Source organism: Gammaproteobacteria bacterium (assembly GCA_013816845.1).
In the GTDB taxonomy this organism is placed as follows: domain Bacteria; phylum Pseudomonadota; class Gammaproteobacteria; order DSM-16500; family DSM-16500; genus Aquicella.
The window spans coordinates 18,370-35,852 of the sequence record JACDDU010000003.1; the positions used below are offsets into that span (position 1 = coordinate 18,370).

Genomic DNA, 17,483 nt, shown 5'->3' on the forward strand with positions numbered 1-17,483 from the left:
CCTATGAAGCTTGTGATTTACAATAAGTTTCGCGCATAAAAAAAGTAGCAAGCAAAGCTAGCGTAAAGGCAACTGGCAATATCAACATAGCAAAATTAAAATCGAGCGCAGTATAATGAATGACACCATTTTGTACTTCATGCGCCCCCCGTGATTTCATAAGCCATCCAAACGCAGGTTGGAAAATAAACCCCCCCACCATAATACACACCGAATCGATGCTAACCGCTGTGCTGGTTAGATAAGAAGGATTCAGTTCCGCAATAGCAGGGTAAGAAAGCACTTGGCAACTCGTTACAAAGCCGATTAAAAAAAACAAAAACACGACGGTCGGCAACGCTAAATTCGGTGCGTACATTAAAATGAAAATAACAATAAGGGATAAGACTGCCCCAATCCGCATGGGTAAAATCCGCAATCCGATTCGATCAGAAAACCAACCGAAAGCAGGAGAGCCTGCCATCACGCCGACAAAGAAAAAAGTTGTGGCATAAGAGGCTTGAACCAGAGAAATGTTGCGCACTTCAACTAAATAATGCATCCCCCAAAGCGCACCGAGTAAAAAGACGGGCAAATTCATGAGCGAAGTATAAATACCCCCTAACCAATTTTGCGGATTCATGGCAGAGAGTTGAATGCATTTCCACAATCCAAGATTTTTTAACCGTTGCATATCTAAATGCGCTTCTTCATGAGCATCAGGCGGACGGTCAACCACGACTAAAGCAATGGCGATGAGAATAACTACCCCAAGAATGCCATCGATAAATACAGCTTCCCGCCAATTTCCTAAGGCTTGCACTAATAAAGCAAACGGCGTTTGGGCAACTAACCCTCCTAGCATCGCCATCACAACGATGAGCCCGGTCACCAAAGCCATGCGTTGGGGTGGAAACCAGCGTGATGCAATTCTGATACAAGCTAAGAAACAAAAAGCTGCACCTGTCCCAACCAAGAACCGACCTACCGCTGCTATACCAAACGAATGCGCATAACCAAAAACGAAAGTACCCAGTGTCGAAATGAAAATAGAAGCGATTAACAATTTTTTGGTGGAAAATCGATCAAGGAGCATGCCGGCGGGGAAGAGAAAAATGGCATTAGCATAAAAATACATAGAAGATAACTGGCCCACTTCAATTGCATCGACACCAAAATCTTCCATAAGCGGAATAGCGATAGAATTAAAAAAATTGAGCTGGATAAAGGCATAAAAGAAGAATAACGATGCGGTTAACGTCACTATCCAGGCGCGGGTGGTGTGATATGTTTTGGGGTAAGGAAGCGTACTTTCCATCTTATTTTTATAGACTCCGGGGGCTTAAGAATGCCGACATTCTAAACTTAATCCCTTCCCCCTGTCAGCCTCTTTGTCTATGAATCGGAATCTGATGGGTCGGGTGACCCCGAGAAAAGAAGTTTATTCTGAATTAAGCTTCGCTCGAACCGAGAAAGCAACAAAGTTAAGGCTATGAATGTCTGCTTTCGTTATATCCTCACGCTACTTAGCTCATCGACTAATTTGCTGGTACCGATGCGGAAAGTATGGGGACTCACCCACTCAGGCCCCATGATATGGTCAGCGAGGGAAATATATTGAGCCGCTTGCTCTAGGGTCTTGATACCCCCTGAGACTTTCACGCCTAAGGGTCGCACTGTTTGACCGTTGACGTGCTTAACAACTAAAAGCAAGGTTGCTGCTGCTTCTAATGATGCACCAGGTCCATTTTTCCCGGTGGATGTTTTGACAAAATCAGCGCCTGCACTGAGTGCATCATGAGCTGCGTCGGCAATGATGGCAAGATCAGCAAGGATGCCTGTTTCTAAAATGATTTTTAAGCCAAGCCCCGGACCACAAGCGGTTTTACAGGCGGTAACAAAATCTTGGGCATAACGCCTTTCCCCGGCAAGATAACGATGATAGGGGAATACAACATCAATCTCATCTGCCCCATCTCGCAGTGCACATCCAATTTCAACTAACACTTCTTCTAAAGTTAATTGAGCTTCAGGAAAATTGGCGACCGTAATCGCTTTTAGGGGAAGCTTCCCAATACTTGCCTTCACCATTCTTACGAAGGGCAAACCAACGCATAATCCTGCGACAAATCCGTAAGGGGTTTCAACCTGTTCACATAAAGAAGCGATAGTTTGCTCGGTGTCGGATTCATTTAAACTCGTGTAATCGATGACAGCTACTATTCTTTGTTTAAGTTCATCGTCTATTTTGATGGTATTTAATTCACTAATATATTGGTTGGTGACTTCAGACCATTCCATTCGCTGTAACATCCTTTATGAATTCCGGAATTAATTTAATTAATTTGCGAGCAGCTACTTCACCAAACTGTAATGTATGTTCATGAGTAATTTTTTCATCCGAAAGCCCGGCCGCCGCATTGGTAATTGCTGCAATGCAAGCAACCCGCATGCCACAATGCCTGGCAATGATGACTTCAGGTACGACAGACATGCCGACAGCATTGGCACCTAATGTCATAAACGCACGGATTTCTGCGGGTGTTTCAAAACAAGGACCAAGGGTTGAAAGATAGACACCTTTGGATAAAGGAATATGGAGACGACCTGCTGCCTCTTCCATGACTTCTTGTAAATCCAGGTCATAAGCATTTTCCATCGGTAAAAAACGCGGCCCAATTGATTCATCATTTGGCCCAACTAAGGGGCTGCCCGGTTGAAAATTAATGTGATCGGTAATCATCATTAAATCGCCTGGACCTGCTTCACGCAACATGGACCCCGCAGCACAAGTCACAATAAAAATACTGCATCCCAAGTTTTTTACAATGCGAACAAGCGTCCTTATAGGAGCGTAAGATAAACCTTCATATAAATGCAATCGTCCACGAAGACAGACGATGGGAACGCCATTGAGATAGCCCATAACAAGTAAAGAAGCATGTCCTGCAACTTCACTACTGACCAATCCTGGAATCGCTTGATAAGGAATGGAAATAGGATTCTCTATTTGCTCTGCAAGAGAGGCAAGCCCCGATCCTAAAATAATACCAATTTTTGGTACGAAATCACGCGGCGCATAGCGGTGAATTACAGCCATGATATCCGTCATCGAAGGGGCAGCCATATCTATCTCCATTTCTCTTACATTATTGTTATTGGGTGCCTGTTGATGTCTTATTAGCCGGAACTTGTTGTAAGTTCATCCAAGCAAAGGCTACATCAAGCATACGATTTGAAAAGCCCCACTCATTGTCATACCAAGCCAAGACTTTTACTAGTTTACCAATGACTTTAGTGCCAACTTTATCAAAAATGGCTGATGCATCATTATGATTAAAATCGATGGAAACTAGCGGCTCTTCATTAAAATCAAGAATGCCTTTCATCGGGCCGCTTGCAGCTTTCTTCATAATATTATTAATCTCTTCCACCGTAGTTTCACGTTTCGCTTCAAAAGTTAAGTCGACTAGCGATACATTGACGGTAGGCACGCGAACAGCAAAGCCATCTAATTTTCCATTGAGTTCAGGTAGCACTAAACCCACAGCTGAAGCAGCCCCGGTCTTGGCTGGAATAATTGATTGGGTTGCAGAACGTGCACGACGTAAATCACTGTGATGGACATCAAGCAAACTTTGGTCGTTGGTGAAAGCATGGACTGTATTCATCAAGCCACTCACTAAGCCCACGGTTTCATTAAGCGGCTTTACAATACTTGCTAAGCAATTGGTCGTACAAGAAGCATTCGAGATTACAGTATCAGTGGTTTTTAATACGTGATCATTCACACCAAAAACAACCGTAGCATCCACATCGGTTGCAGGTGCTGAAATAATTACTTTTTTTGCGCCGGCTTCTAAATGCATTGCAGCTTTTTCACGTGTGGTGAAAAGACCCGTACACTCAAATACAACATCGACATTCAATTCTTTCCATGGGAGTTTTTTTGGATCCCGCTCAGCGACAACCCGAATTTTATCGCCGTTAACCACCATGTTTTGACCTTCAATACTTACTTCACCTGGAAATTTATGATGAGTGCTGTCATAGCGGGTGAGATGGGCATTGGTATGAACATCACCTAAATCATTGATGGCTACAATTTGAATATCGGGATGACGGTTATTTTCATAATGTGCACGTAAAATATTGCGACCAATTCGACCATATCCATTAATTGCGATCCGAATCGTCATATTTATTCTCCTTCATTATTTAAATTTAAATGCTCGCTGATTTAAAATTCTTGCCACTGTCGACGCTTTGTGGGGAATATAGTACTGCTTTTGTAGTGCGAACTACATGTTCTACGGTGAAGCCAAACGCTTCAAAGACATCTTTATCTTTAGCTGAAGCACCATACGTATCTATTCCTATAATGGCACCTTCTGGGCCCACAAACTGATGCCAAAATGCACTCGCCGCAGCTTCAATGGCAACGCGCTTGGTTAAATGTGGGGGCAAAACACTGTGACGATATGATTCACTTTGCTGTAAAAAAGTATCTGTTGAAGGCATGGAAACAACCCGAACCCTAATTTGTTCTTGCTGCAATTGCTTGGCAGCTTGCATTGCAAGTTCAACTTCTGATCCAGTTGCAATTAGAATGACATCCGGCGTGTTGACATCTAATAAAACGTAACCCCCATACTGAATCTGATTTAATTGCTCACGATTACGCATTTGATGCGGAACTTTTTGGCGTGTGAAAATTAAACTGGTCGGACCTGCGCGTTTTACAGCCTCCAACCAAGACACCATCGTTTCAACCCCATCGCAGGGCCGCCACACGGAAAGGTGCGGCATAATACGCAAACTAGGCAAATGCTCAATAGGTTGATGCGTTGGTCCATCTTCCCCTAAACCAATGGAGTCATGGGTATAAACAAACACAACGCGTTGTTTCATAAGCGCCGCCAAGCGAATTGCATTTCGGGCATAATCTGAAAAGGTTAGGAACGTCGCACCGAAAGGTAAAATGCCTCGATGCAAAGCCATACCATTTAAAATGGCCGACATGCCAAACTCACGGACACCGAAATGAATGAAACATCCTGCGGGATCTTCTTTGGAAAAAACAGTGCGGCCTTGCCAATCAACGCCATTGGATTCGGCAAGATCGGCAGAACCACCCATCAATTCGGGCAAGAGTTGAGCCAATTGAGACAAGCTTGATTTAGAAGCCTTGCGTGTTGCGACGGATTCTTGTTTTGCATCCGCTCCAGCAATCAATTCTTGTGATATTTGCTGCCAATTCGGTGGCAATGCTTGATCCATAACTCTTAGAAATTCGGTAGCAAGGGCTGGATGTTTTTCTTGATAATTTTTAAATAAAGTAGTCCAAGCAAGCTCTGCTTCTGCGCCACTTTTACGTTTATCCCAAGACGTGTAAATATCCTGGGGAACGGAAAATGGAATATGAGCCCAATCAAGATGGGTGCGCACCGCTTCAATTTCATCGATACCCAGTGCTGCCCCATGCGTTTCGGCCCTGCCCGCTTTGTTTGGCGAGCCCCAACCTATGGTCGTTTGGCAGCAAATTAACGTGGGTCTTTCTGTTTCATTTTGTGCCGCAATAATCGCTTGGTGAATCGCATCTCGATCATGCCCATCAACAGCAGGAATAACATGCCAATGATACGCTTCAAAACGAGCCGGCGTATTATCCGAAAACCAGCCCGACACTTCGCCATCAATTGAAATGCCATTGTCATCATAAAATACGATTAATTTGCCTAAGCCAAGTGTGCCGGCAAGTGAACTCACTTCGTGTGAAATACCTTCCATCAAACAGCCATCACCCACAAAGCAGTACGTGTAGTGATCCACCAAATTAAAACCGGGGCGATTATATTGGGCAGCTAAGTGTTTTTCTGCAATCGCCATACCGATCGCATTGCCTAACCCTTGCCCCAATGGTCCTGTCGTTGTTTCCACGCCGGGTGTTTCACCTTGTTCAGGATGACCAGGCGTTTTAGAGTGGAGCTGGCGAAATTGCTTTAAATCTTCAATTGATAAATCAAAACCTGTGAGATGGAGTAATGCATAAAGCAGCATGCTGCCATGGCCATTGGAAAGCACAAAACGATCACGATTGGACCACTGCGGATTTTCCGGATTAACACGAAGAAAATCGTGCCATAGCACTTCGGCAATATCAGCCATGCCCATCGGCATGCCGGGATGTCCGGAGTTTGCTTTTTGTACGGCGTCGATACTTAAGAAACGAATTGCAAGCGCTCTCTCTTTGCTGGTACATAAAGACATGCTGGGCCTTCTGCAGTTGGTCAATGTTTTGCGCATCTTACCCGAAATAGAGAACAAAATACTATATTTCCGACCCATAAAACGCAGTAAATTGCTGCGCAAGACTTTGGGTTTCGGGGTTTTTAATCAATGAATGAAGCTGACCGAGCTGCCAAGCCATTGTTTTTAAATTAACCAGCACGTAGACCGGTGGGGTTAAAACAGATTCCAGGATGAGGTGCGAGGAGTGCGGTTTTTTCACTAATTTTAACTTTGTGTTAGCCGGATAACGAGCCAAAAGCCAATCTTTCGTAAAAATAGCGCGTTCTTTGGCTCTTATCATGGCAGCCATGGCTTCTGGATTGACGAACAAAAAACCTGTTCGTGAGTTCAATAGATAAGCGTTAATACTGTTACGAAAAACTTTCTCGACCATAATATTTTCCGTGGTTATATCAGCTAGGGTATCAGCCGTTTCAATAAATAAAGGACGGATAGGGTGAGAAAACTTATTAAAAAAATAAGGATAAAAAGAAAGACCACTTGCTGCAGGTACGGGTGCTAAGTGTAAATAAGCTCGGACCGTGGGCGCTATGTCGATAAGTGATGCGATTTGGAGTAATCGTTTACCCGGTAAATTCATGCCAAACATTTTAAAACCGAGTACGATTCGGTATTGTTTTAAACTTAAAATATCTGTGCCCTGACCATAAGAAGTATCGAGCGCATAGTTTGAAAGTGCAGTCGCTGTATCGTGTCGTTGGTAAATGGGTAATAATTTTATTTGCGCGGGATCGCCTTGAAAAGAATGTTGGTTAATAATGCGATCGTTTGGCAATCCCAAGGTCACACCATGGTCAGAAAAAACAACAACCATACTATTTTCTAGTAAATGCGCTTTTTCTAAAAAAATTAATAATTTTCCAAATTGTTCATCAAGTTTATTTACACTAGCTTGATACCGCAACGCACTGAGTGCATTTTCGTTTAAAGCACTACTTGCCCATGTATAAGGCCAATGCGCGAGACATAAATGCAGTGCTAGAAAAAGCGGTTTATTCGGTTCTTTTACGATTTGTCTGGCAAGCATATTCAAGAAATCATTGGGTTCATAAGTATGACTAACAGCACGATTAGCATATTGGTAAGGAAATAAATACCGACTGATGGATAAACGCAATAATAAGTTACTTAATGGAAAATCACTTAATGTCGCAATCAAAAATTCAGCTGCTCCACTTTTAGGTCCAATCACCTGATCAAACCCATAAGCTTCAGTAATATCATTGAAACGCGGTTCATCAGTTGCATAAAGTGTTTGGTAGCCGGCAAGCTGCAATTGTCTGGGTAATAATGTGTTCTTCAAAACGGCATCCGCATCTGACAAATTTATCCGCGCATGATTTTCTTTAGGATAACGGCCGGTTAAAATTGCCATCCATGCAGGATACGTTCTTGCAAGCGGCGTATACGCCGTATCAAACACTTGACTGGTTTTTAAGAATTGATCGAAAGCGTTGGTGGGTTGCGCACTTTTATTATAAAAATGCACATAGTCCGGACGTAATGAATCCAAACCAATAAAAATGATATGCGGTTTTGAACTTGGAGAAGATGACCCAGTCAGCGAGGAGTTGAAGAGGTCGAGAATGGGAATGACACTTAGAAGAAGAAAAAATAAGCCCAGCAAACGGTATTGCTTCATGCGCAAGCAAGCGTAATAAGCAAGTAAAGTTAGCACTGCAAAAAACAACCCCAAACTCAAGATAACAAAGTACATAAAGATAGAATGAGAGCTTAGCTGTGGAAATATAGCAAAAAAAGAGTGCGGGTAGAGTGCTTGATTCATCATTAACAGGGATATGATGCTCAAAATCCACAAACTTATTCCGAGCATCTGCAGTGTTGAATGAGAACGTTTTGTGAATGCATTAATAGATATTGTTAGAAAATAAATAAATGCAACGAATACCATGTAAGCCAACAACTGCAGCACGATGAATTGTAAGAGAGGCAACAATACAACAGGTTTCCACAGAGCAGAACGCATCGGACTTGACGCTAAGCTATCCATCAATCCAGCCACGTGATAATGAATCATAAAAAAAATGATTTGCGCTACAATCCAAAATATCGTTAGGTAGGTTAATCGAAATAACAGTAATTTATGCGCATGCATATAGAGCTCCCTTGCAGGTAAGGATACTGTAACAAGCAGTAGCTTAGTGGCTCTACCTTTTATTCATGGGTAAATTCATAGTACATGCTAAGCCTTGCGCAAGTCTTAGATTTACCTTGAGCATACGCCAGTATTTCCTAGTCAAGCTCATCTCTATCCCGAATATTCCACTCATAGTGATAGGGAGAGAAAGATAAGTGTCGCAAGGCAATCCAAACTTTTAAACCCGAGTGACAACAACTCAGTCTTGCTGGGGAAAACATTCAAAGGCTACAATGGCAGCTATGAATGAAAATAATTTTTTGTTTACCTCGGAATCTGTTTCCGAAGGTCATCCCGATAAAATCGCCGATCAAATATCTGATGCTATTTTAGATGTTGTTTTAACCCAAGATCCCCATGGACGCGTTGCCTGTGAAACTTTAGTTAAAACTGGTCTCGTCTTTATTGGCGGCGAAGTGACGACCTGCGCTTGGGTCGACACCGAACAGATAGCACGCAATGTTGTTCACGATATTGGTTATATCAGTTCTGAAGTGGGGTTTGATGCTGCATCTTGTGCCATTATTGCTGCAATTGGTAAACAATCACCTGACATTACTCAAGGGGTTGATAAGGATGAAAAAGCTTTGCAAGGAGCGGGCGATCAAGGAATTATGTTTGGTTATGCGAGCAATGAAACTGAGGTTTTCATGCCAGCGCCCATTACCTATGCACATCGGTTAATGCAACGCCAAGCCAGTTTACGTAAGAATAAAGTATTGTCATGGTTAAGGCCGGATGCAAAATCGCAAGTAACATTCCTTTATGAGAATCAACAGCCCATTGCCGTCAAGAGTATTGTCCTCTCCACTCAGCATGACCCTGACATTCAGTACGACGCTCTAAAAGAAGCAGTCATTGAGCAAATTATTAAACCTGTTATACCTGCAAAGTGGTTAAAGGATACAACTTATTTTATTAACCCGACTGGACGTTTTGTGATTGGTGGTCCACAAGGTGACTGCGGCTTAACGGGACGCAAAATCATTGTCGATACATATGGTGGGATGGCGAGACACGGTGGGGGATGTTTTTCCGGCAAGGATCCATCCAAAGTTGATCGATCTGCCGCCTACGCTGCCCGTTATATTGCGAAGAACCTGGTCGCTGCAGGATTTGCAGATCGATTAGAAATACAATTATCTTATGCGATCGGCATTTCAAAACCCATTTCTGTTACGGTTGAGACGTTTGGCACCGGCAAGATTTCTTCTCAGCATTTAGTTAAATTGATTGAATCACATTTTGATTTAAGTCCTTTTGGGATTATCACGATGTTAGATTTACTCCATCCCATTTATCAACCTACGGCAGCCTATGGTCACTTTGGGCGCGAAGATTTAAACTTGAGTTGGGAAAAAACGGATAAAGCTTTTGAACTTCGTGATGCTGCAAAATCAATGAGGTAAAAAATGAGAAATTTATTATTAAGTTTTATTTTAATTACATTGAGCGGGATGAGTGTTGCAGAAGTTTGTCCTACGGTTCAAGCTATTAAGCGCAATCAAATCCAGGGGTGGAAAGCCTACGACAGCGACGAAGGCACACTACTTTCTGCAAAACGTACGATCCAATTTAAAAAGGATGTTGCAACCTTTGCACTCGCCGAACTTTCCAAACCAGAAACGCGTAAGGGCAGCATTCATTGTTATTACAGCAATGAAAGTGGCGCAGCATTGGAAGCTTATCTCGCCAAAAATCATCAAGTGAAAGTTGCCAATCAACTCGCTTGGTATAAAGTAACGGGCGCAATGCATTGTGCCGCCCCATTACATCAATGTCAGTTTCAGGCGACTAATCAACCACTGCATCATTTAGCCAAAAAATAAGTTCCTTGACCTACCTTTCAGTTTTCCGTAGATTCCTGCACTGCGATGTATCAGGTGTCGGGAAGTCGGTTTAAAGCCGACGCTGCCCCCGCAACGGTAATCACTTTTTTTCATTTCTTTATCTTGAAAAATAATCAATACGCAATTTGCCACTGTACTTAAAAGTATGGGAAGGAGTGTATTGACGATGTGAAAGCCCGGAGACCGGCCTGCTACATAACAATATCTTACTCACCGTAGCGGAGGGCTTTCATGAGTATACGCAAGACGTTATTCATTTCTCTTTTTTTTGCTGGAAAGGTTATTGCATCAGACTCACCTGATTACACCGTACCAACCATTGTTGTTAAATTACCTTTGCAAAGACTGTTCGATACAAGCGGTCAAAAGACTATGGTGTCGCCCGCCTTAATTCGATCATCAGGCGCTGTGACACTGGGTCAAATATTGCAAAGCTCATCAAGTATCAACTTAATTGATTCTACAGGGAATGGCAGTCAGGCTGCCTTAAGCTTACGCGGCTTTGGTAGCAATGCTTCGAGTAATACATTGTTACTTATCAATGGCATTCCTATTTCCCAACCTGACATGGCTACACCCAATTTAAATTTAATTCCTATCAGCGACATACAGCGCATTGAAATTATTGCTGGGAGTGAAAGCGTCTTATATGGCGATCAAGCTGTGGGTGGCCTAATTCATATTAATACCTTGAATCGTCCGCCTTCGCACAGTCTCTTCTCTTGCAGCACCGGTAGTTATGATCAAAAAAATTGTTATGCTGCGACTTATCAACATTACAGAAATCTTTATTACAAATTATTTGCAAATCATCAATTTAATCTTAATTATCGTAAACATAATCGTTATGAACAAAATCAAATAGTAGGCGCTCTCAATGCTATAACGCCCACTTATCAATGGCGTTTTGATTTAAACGTTAATCAAGAAAACCTGCAATTTCCGGGTGCACTCACAACCGCTGAAGTACGCGCTAATCGTCGTCAAGCTAATAATGACATTGATTTTTTTAAGGATGATCAGGTTTATTTTCAAGGTAAATATCTACAAAACCTTTGGCAGGGTTGGCGCTCGACAGTTGATTTTGCACGTCGGCAAATGCAAGGTCATGGCATTTTATCAATGCCTTTCAACCAATCTCGCTTAACGCATTACATAAAGCCTGAATGGGAAGGTGCAATTAAAACCGTTCAAATTAAGACAGGCATCGAACTGCAAGATGATCAATATCACTTGGGAAGTGCATTTGGTTTAACTGAAAACCGTCAACAAAAATATAGTAGTTTTGGTTTAGTCAATTGGCCTTTGCAACCATTATTAAGCCTGAGCGCAGGATTACGTGGCGCAATGCAAGTTAGTCAATTGGATACGCAAAGCGATACCCATTTCATTAATCGAGCGATTGCCTCCACGTTAGGAATGACTTATAAGCCTTCTGCTCATCAGCAATTTTATCTTAGGCGGGCAGGAAGTTATCGCTTTCCCAAAGCGGATGAAAATTCTTTTACGAATGGTGATGTTGGAAGTTTACATCCGCAGCGTGGAATTGCCTATGAAACAGGAAGCCATTTCCAATTAAAGCAATGCGAGATTGATATTAATTTTTATCAACTTAATTTACGTGATGAAATTGCCTTTGACCCCCTGCAAACTCCACAAACTCCTTTTGGCAGTAATACTAATCTCCCTCCTACAAGACGAACGGGCGTTTCAACAACACTGGGTCGCAATTTAACGGATCAATTACACTTAAGTGCACAATATCATTTTGTCAATGCTCGATTTGATCAAGGAATTTATTCGGGTAAAAGAATCCCTCTTGTTTCTGAAACTATTTTATTAACTAACCTTTCCTATCAATGGCATGAGCACTGGCAATTTTATGTGGAAGCACGTTACACAGGTTCTCAATATCCAGCGAATGATTACGCCAATATTGCCGGACGACTTGGAGGATACACACTTTTTAATGCTAATTTGCATTATCACTTCAAACAATGGGACGTTGCCTTACGACTAAATAATTTATTAGGAAAAGCTTATTATCTCTATACTGTTTATCAAACAAATCCTCAGCAAGTATTTTTTTATCCAGCAGCTGAGCGAAATGGTTTGCTTACGATTCAATATACTTTGACATGATTAAACCTTTAGAAAAAAAATATCATGCTTTCTTTCTATCGTCACTGTGCCATGGCGCTTTACTTTTGTTTGGCGCCTATTATGTCTCCTCACCGCTTTCTCTTCCTTTTAAGGATGAACCGACTACAACATATCTTACTTGCGTTGCACAACCTTTACCGCCCGCCCAAACTAACGCTTTATCTCCTATGAAAGAAAAAAACATGACTTCTTCATCGCGACCAAAAAAAATTATTTCATCTGCTAATCCATTGCAACAAAAATCAAATCCACCCCTAAACCAATCCATGATATTAACGTTGCTTCATCAAGCCATAGCAAACCATCAGTTTTACCCAGAAGAAGGAGAAATCTTCCAGCAAAAAGGGAGTGTTATCTTACGTTTTGTACTTTCTCCCGCAGGAAATTTAAATGAGATAAGAATTATCAAAAGCAGTGACTTTCCAGCACTGGATCATGCAGCAACCATGGCAGTTCAAGCAGCCTCCCCCGTGCGTGAAGCTGGGCGTCTGCTAACCACAAGCCATGTCTTCACAGTGAAAGTTAAGTTTGGTTAATGAAGTCTAGTGTAATGGAAGAGATGGATTTATAGTAATGAGATCTTACTGGGAAGGTTAATTATGAAACAAGCACTTCTTTCATTCTGCACGTTGGTTGAATTTGAACCTAGTCAAGACAGTGAGTTTGCATTTACAAAGCATCCGCAGTTACCAACTTGTGTAGATATTCTTGCTCGTCTTGCCAGCCATCATTTAATACTCAATGTTAATTTGGACTTGGATTTACAACTGGGTTTTTTAAAAGCGTGTTTGGGTCACTTTCAGCAAGAAAACACCCCATCCATTTTACAACTCGCTAAGATCATGCATATTGATCTTAGTGGTATCTTAACAACCACCCAAGAAAGTTTGCTCACTAAGGAAATATCAATTGGGCTTACCAAGGCCATCGAGCAATCCCATATATTAATTTTGAGTTTTTCTTATGCCACCCTCTTAAAAAAACAATTCCATTTACAAAATTTACAAAATCAAATTTTAAGTTTAATAAAGCAACCGCAGATTCGCATTATTTTATTTAACACAGAACATACAGCTCCTAACAATATTGATTTTACTCAGATACAACTTTTGCCACCTTTACAAACTGATTTGCTAATAATATTAAAGCAAAAACGTAATTTACTTGAAGCCCACCATCAAGTCGTTATTCCTGATCTTGTTGTGCAAGAGGCATTTTTGCTCGCTGTTCGTTATTTCGGTTTAGAATATGCTCATTTGCAAGCGGAGCATTTGCTTGACAGTAGCGCTGCACGAAAAAGAGCGGCGCGTTTACCTGAACAATCCAACATTCCGAACGTGCTTGATCTTGAAACCCTTCTAACTGTGGTTTCGAATTTGACGCAAATACCCGCGCATCATTTGCAACCTCAATTTAAACTTGCGGAATTCATTGATGATATGCAGCAGCAAATCTTTGGCCAAGACGCGGCAATCAAACTTCTTGGCGAAGGGTTAATGGAAACCTGCGCAGACTTAGATCGAAAAAGCGCACCCCTTGAGACTTTTTTATTAGTAGGCGCACCGCAAGTAGGAAAGCGTACAGCGCTACTTGCTTTGATTCAGCATTTATTCAAACAACAAAACGTGATGCATTGGCTGGATCATTACAATGAAGCCGCATCTTTTACACAGTCTACCGTATTACGTCAATTTGATTACCAGCAACCCTTAACATCGCAGGTTCAATCACGGATTCCAATGCAATTAAAAGAAGCGATTCAACAAACACCTTACGGTGTATTTTTCTTTGCAAATGTTGATCAAGCGCCTGCTTCGGCATTGCTTGGCTTAAAAGATATTTTAACCACAGGTATGTTACGGGATGGCAATCAACATTATGATTTCCGTCAATCGATTATCATTTTATCAACAACACTGGGTGCTGCACGTCTAAATGAATTAACGCATGCTTTTGAACCAGAAGGCGCTGAACTCGATCTGATGCAGTTGGTTTTAAGCGAATCCCAACCTCACCCTTTTTCTATACTTGCAGATTATACTCCGCATGAATTAATTGAAATTGTTTTACCACACCTCTTAGAAAAATTACCGACCTTTTTATTGGATCGTTGCCGTATTGTTCCATTTCTTCCCCATACTAAATTTTCCATTGAAAAAATTATTACTGTAAAACTTTTCAAATTAGCGCAGCAGTTAAAATTACGCTATGACATTGAATTGAGTTATGCACCCGAAGTCATTCGATTTTTGTCACAAGAAATGTTACTCAAGCAAGAAGAAAATAAAGAAGCGAGTACTCATATTGAAAAAACGTTACAGCAAATTTACAACTGCATTGAACAAGCCATTGCTTCACGCGGGGAGTTTAAAAGTCTTCCCCAACAATTATTTTTACGGCTCAATGAAACTGGACAAAATTTGCGTTACGACTGGCATACTCTAACCACCATAAGGCAACATGCGTCTTAAAATATTGTCACGTTTAATAAAATGATGATAAAGCGCAGCAAGCACATGCACTGAAACCAATACAATAATTATGATCGCTAAATTGTTATGGATAAAAAACGAAGCAGAGCTAATGGTTTTACTTTGGGCGATGGGCAACATGAAATTAATTCCGCCTAGGTGGGGAGCTTTTCCCGCGGCTGACGAACCAATCCAACCCGCTAATGGCATCGCCAAAATACAAAGATAGAGGGTGTAATGAACCAGATATTCACTCAAGCGTTGCCACATCGGCGTACCGGGGGGTATCATCGGTTTCGGATTTATCGCACCCCAGAGCATGCGCAACACCACGAGAGCAAAAATAGTAATCCCTGTCATCTTATGAAGATTATAAGCAAAACCTGCATAAGCCTTAGGAATATTTTCTAAAAAATACCCATAAATTAACATTGCAATAATTAAAAGTGCAATCAGCCAATGAAAAAACTTAGCCACACTACCATACGAAAATAAAGAATTACGATAACTCATCCTTGCACCTTAAGCTTAAGCAGCAGAATTATTCTGCTGCTTTGGGTCATTTTACTTTAAACGTTAGAAGTGTATGTGTAGGTGAAGTTGGCAGGTGCTGCACCACATTGTGTTGAAGGATCGAAATGGGCATTGGCACCGAGTTGGGAATTAACAATTGCGCATACACCGGGTGGCATACCAGGAATGGTAACGGTATAAGTATTAGTGCCTGCAGAATCAATCGTAATAGAAGAACCCCAAGGTGTCGTCAACCCATTTGCGGGTAACAAGGGTTTAATGGCATTGGTACTGACTGAAGCCGAATACGTTCCGGTTGCTTGCGCAAGACTGTCAGAAGCCGCAGCGATGGATTGAATTTGCGATATTGTATTATTAGCTTGCTGAGAGGTATTTGCAGATTGGTAATAACGCACTGACATGACAATAATCATGGCTGCAATGGCCAGCACTAGCATGATTTCAAGCAGGGTGACACCCAATATTGATTTAGAAATTCGCTTCATAAAAAACTCCCTTCTTTCGCATGATGCCCTGCCCAAAAAGCGTGGCGCATTTATAAATTAAACTTGAGCAATTATTATGGTATTTTTCAGCCAGACTAAGCAAGTGTTGTCATTAAGTTATTTAAAGAAGGTTTCATCATGACAAAATCGCAAGAAGACTTACTATATATCGAAATTAATCCCGATATGACCGCAAACTTTAGTGTCATTTGGCTACATGGTTTAGGCGCTGATGGAAATGATTTTGTTCCTTTTGTTGAAGCCTTGCAGTTGCCCCAAGCCTTACCGACGCGTTTCATATTTCCTCATGCCCCCATCATGCCGATTACCATTAACAATGGGTACGCTATGCGGGCTTGGTACGATATTTATTCGGTGGATATCAACGCCCGATTAGATGAGCAAAAGATGACAAGTTCAGTTGCTTTAGTTCAAGGTTTAATTGAACAGGAAATAAATAAAGGGATCCCAGCTAAGCACATTATCTTAGGCGGCTTTTCGCAAGGTGCAGTTATTGCTTATTTAGCTGGATTATCCTCCGCTCATTCCCTTGGCGGTATCGTCGGCTTATCGGGATATTTACCCAGAAGTGCCGTGCAAGCCAATGTTGCAAATCAAGATACACCGATCTTTATTGGTCATGGAACCGAAGATCAGATTGTATCTTATGCATTGGGAAAAGCTGCGTGCATGTATTTAAAGGAAAGAGGCTATCCTGTGAGTTGGCACAGTTACCCCATGGCTCATACTGCTTCACCGCAAGAAATTCATGATATCCGAAATTGGTTACTTAAAGCTTGGCAGTAAGACAAACATTATCTTAAATAGAAAGTTTACAAACTACGTGACTGAGCTACGTATGATATTTGATCGTAGCCCAGAGAAAACTTTGCGAGACATTCCATATTTTGTCTTTAATCAAAAATAAACGACACGCCTATGGTATAGAGATCACCTGTGCCACTTGCATTGTTTCCTGTTAATCGTTGCCATTGGCCAACGACTGCAAATTCTGGATTAAAATAATATTGACCCCCTAAACCGAGATACAAACCGGTTGCACTATTGGAACTATTTCCAATGGCATAAGTATTGGCCAACGTTTGATTCTTGACAGTGCGGCTCGAATAAATTCTGCCCACGCCTAACTTGGCAAAAGCTTCAAAACCGCTATCGGTGAAAGGAATTATCCCTTTTCCAGCAAGCGCGGCTGAATAGTTTTTGTCTTGAGCGATCTCTGTATCAGAAGCTTTAATGGAGGTATTTGTGTAACGCGTGACGCCTAACTCGCCCGCAAAAAATGGCATGAATTTATAACCTAAATTAACATTACCTCCCCAACCACTTTGAGTAGAAGTCGTCCCTTCTGGATTACTTTTATTTGAAAGATGAGAAGAGCCACCATTTAATTCAAGATACCAACCGTAAGGTACTGAAAGCATTGCAGACACTGGTGTTGATAATAAAATTGTTGTAGCAAGCCCGATAGAACTTAAGCGTTTAAACCATGCCATGCCTTTGATCTCCCTCT

At 41.6% G+C, this 17,483-nt stretch carries 15 protein-coding genes and 1 riboswitch; of the genes, 6 read left to right on the forward strand and 9 right to left on the reverse strand.

The features are described 5' to 3' along the window. Nucleotide 1: 1 nt before the first annotated feature. The 6 genes from H0W64_05945 to H0W64_05970 form a co-directional block, all read right to left on the reverse strand. Nucleotides 2-1,297: an MFS transporter gene (locus tag H0W64_05945; protein MBA3661247.1), complete on the reverse strand. Its 1,296-nt coding sequence runs from the start codon at nt 1,295-1,297 to the stop codon at nt 2-4. A 191-nt stretch (nt 1,298-1,488) separates the two neighbouring features. Next, nucleotides 1,489-2,280, reverse strand: coding sequence for a deoxyribose-phosphate aldolase (gene deoC, locus H0W64_05950; protein ID MBA3661248.1), 792 nt, complete (start codon nt 2,278-2,280; stop codon nt 1,489-1,491). Further along, nucleotides 2,267-3,091, reverse strand: coding sequence for a purine-nucleoside phosphorylase (locus H0W64_05955; GenBank protein MBA3661249.1), 825 nt, complete (start codon nt 3,089-3,091; stop codon nt 2,267-2,269). Before H0W64_05955 ends, deoC begins: the two co-directional genes overlap by 14 nt. A gap of 43 nt (nt 3,092-3,134) precedes the next feature. Further along, entirely contained in the window at nt 3,135-4,178 is a 1,044-nt protein-coding gene (gene gap, locus H0W64_05960) for a type I glyceraldehyde-3-phosphate dehydrogenase (protein ID MBA3661250.1), read from the reverse strand. A gap of 25 nt (nt 4,179-4,203) precedes the next feature. Next, nucleotides 4,204-6,249, reverse strand: coding sequence for a transketolase (tkt, locus tag H0W64_05965; GenBank protein ID MBA3661251.1), 2,046 nt, complete (start codon nt 6,247-6,249; stop codon nt 4,204-4,206). 61 nt (nt 6,250-6,310) lie between these two features. Continuing rightward, on the reverse strand, nt 6,311-8,407 hold the full coding sequence (locus H0W64_05970; GenBank protein ID MBA3661252.1) for a sulfatase-like hydrolase/transferase: 2,097 nt from the start codon (nt 8,405-8,407) through the stop codon (nt 6,311-6,313). A gap of 284 nt (nt 8,408-8,691) precedes the next feature. On the opposite strand from H0W64_05970, the gene H0W64_05975 reads away from it, so the two are divergent. From H0W64_05975 to H0W64_05995, 5 genes are all read left to right on the forward strand, one after another. Further along, a complete protein-coding gene (locus tag H0W64_05975) occupies nt 8,692-9,858 on the forward strand; it encodes a methionine adenosyltransferase (GenBank protein ID MBA3661253.1) in 1,167 nt (388 codons plus the stop codon). 3 nt (nt 9,859-9,861) lie between these two features. After that, nucleotides 9,862-10,278: a DUF3757 domain-containing protein gene (locus tag H0W64_05980; GenBank protein ID MBA3661254.1), complete on the forward strand. Its 417-nt coding sequence runs from the start codon at nt 9,862-9,864 to the stop codon at nt 10,276-10,278. 12 nt (nt 10,279-10,290) lie between these two features. Next, nucleotides 10,291-10,506: riboswitch (cobalamin riboswitch) on the forward strand. A gap of 24 nt (nt 10,507-10,530) precedes the next feature. Continuing rightward, a complete protein-coding gene (locus tag H0W64_05985; GenBank protein MBA3661255.1) occupies nt 10,531-12,441 on the forward strand; it encodes a TonB-dependent receptor plug domain-containing protein in 1,911 nt (636 codons plus the stop codon). Further along, nucleotides 12,438-12,998, forward strand: coding sequence for a TonB family protein (locus H0W64_05990; GenBank protein ID MBA3661256.1), 561 nt, complete (start codon nt 12,438-12,440; stop codon nt 12,996-12,998). Before H0W64_05985 ends, H0W64_05990 begins: the two co-directional genes overlap by 4 nt. 63 nt (nt 12,999-13,061) lie before the next feature. After that, the gene (locus tag H0W64_05995; GenBank protein MBA3661257.1) at nt 13,062-14,933 is read left to right on the forward strand and encodes an ATP-dependent Clp protease ATP-binding subunit; all 1,872 of its coding nucleotides are present in this window, start codon (nt 13,062-13,064) and stop codon (nt 14,931-14,933) included. Here H0W64_05995 and H0W64_06000 read toward each other — a convergent pair. Both H0W64_06000 and H0W64_06005 read right to left on the reverse strand, forming a co-directional pair. Beyond that, the gene (locus tag H0W64_06000; protein ID MBA3661258.1) at nt 14,904-15,446 is read right to left on the reverse strand and encodes a cytochrome b; all 543 of its coding nucleotides are present in this window, start codon (nt 15,444-15,446) and stop codon (nt 14,904-14,906) included. The two genes, H0W64_05995 and H0W64_06000, sit on opposite strands and share 30 nt — an antisense overlap. Nucleotides 15,447-15,502: 56 nt before the next feature. Continuing rightward, a complete protein-coding gene (locus H0W64_06005; GenBank protein ID MBA3661259.1) occupies nt 15,503-15,952 on the reverse strand; it encodes a hypothetical protein in 450 nt (149 codons plus the stop codon). Nucleotides 15,953-16,090: 138 nt separating this feature from the next. Here H0W64_06005 and H0W64_06010 point away from each other — a divergent pair, with 138 nt between their 5' ends. After that, on the forward strand, nt 16,091-16,759 hold the full coding sequence (locus H0W64_06010; protein MBA3661260.1) for a carboxylesterase: 669 nt from the start codon (nt 16,091-16,093) through the stop codon (nt 16,757-16,759). A 107-nt stretch (nt 16,760-16,866) separates the two neighbouring features. Here the strand turns inward: H0W64_06010 and H0W64_06015 are convergent, their stop codons facing one another. Continuing rightward, a complete protein-coding gene (locus H0W64_06015; GenBank protein MBA3661261.1) occupies nt 16,867-17,466 on the reverse strand; it encodes an outer membrane beta-barrel protein in 600 nt (199 codons plus the stop codon). Nucleotides 17,467-17,483: the final 17 nt, after the last annotated feature.

Coding starts and splice junctions, on each gene's coding strand:
- H0W64_05945 (MBA3661247.1), bottom strand. CDS start 1,297: ATGGAAAGTACGCTTCCTTACCCCAAAACATATCACACCACCCGCGCC.
- deoC (MBA3661248.1), bottom strand. CDS start 2,280: ATGGAATGGTCTGAAGTCACCAACCAATATATTAGTGAATTAAATACC.
- H0W64_05955 (MBA3661249.1), bottom strand. CDS start 3,091: ATGACGGATATCATGGCTGTAATTCACCGCTATGCGCCGCGTGATTTC.
- gap (MBA3661250.1), bottom strand. CDS start 4,178: ATGACGATTCGGATCGCAATTAATGGATATGGTCGAATTGGTCGCAAT.
- tkt (MBA3661251.1), bottom strand. CDS start 6,249: ATGTCTTTATGTACCAGCAAAGAGAGAGCGCTTGCAATTCGTTTCTTA.
- H0W64_05970 (MBA3661252.1), bottom strand. CDS start 8,407: ATGCATGCGCATAAATTACTGTTATTTCGATTAACCTACCTAACGATA.
- H0W64_05975 (MBA3661253.1), top strand. CDS start 8,692: ATGAATGAAAATAATTTTTTGTTTACCTCGGAATCTGTTTCCGAAGGT.
- H0W64_05980 (MBA3661254.1), top strand. CDS start 9,862: ATGAGAAATTTATTATTAAGTTTTATTTTAATTACATTGAGCGGGATG.
- H0W64_05985 (MBA3661255.1), top strand. CDS start 10,531: ATGAGTATACGCAAGACGTTATTCATTTCTCTTTTTTTTGCTGGAAAG.
- H0W64_05990 (MBA3661256.1), top strand. CDS start 12,438: ATGATTAAACCTTTAGAAAAAAAATATCATGCTTTCTTTCTATCGTCA.
- H0W64_05995 (MBA3661257.1), top strand. CDS start 13,062: ATGAAACAAGCACTTCTTTCATTCTGCACGTTGGTTGAATTTGAACCT.
- H0W64_06000 (MBA3661258.1), bottom strand. CDS start 15,446: ATGAGTTATCGTAATTCTTTATTTTCGTATGGTAGTGTGGCTAAGTTT.
- H0W64_06005 (MBA3661259.1), bottom strand. CDS start 15,952: ATGAAGCGAATTTCTAAATCAATATTGGGTGTCACCCTGCTTGAAATC.
- H0W64_06010 (MBA3661260.1), top strand. CDS start 16,091: ATGACAAAATCGCAAGAAGACTTACTATATATCGAAATTAATCCCGAT.
- H0W64_06015 (MBA3661261.1), bottom strand. CDS start 17,466: ATGGCATGGTTTAAACGCTTAAGTTCTATCGGGCTTGCTACAACAATT.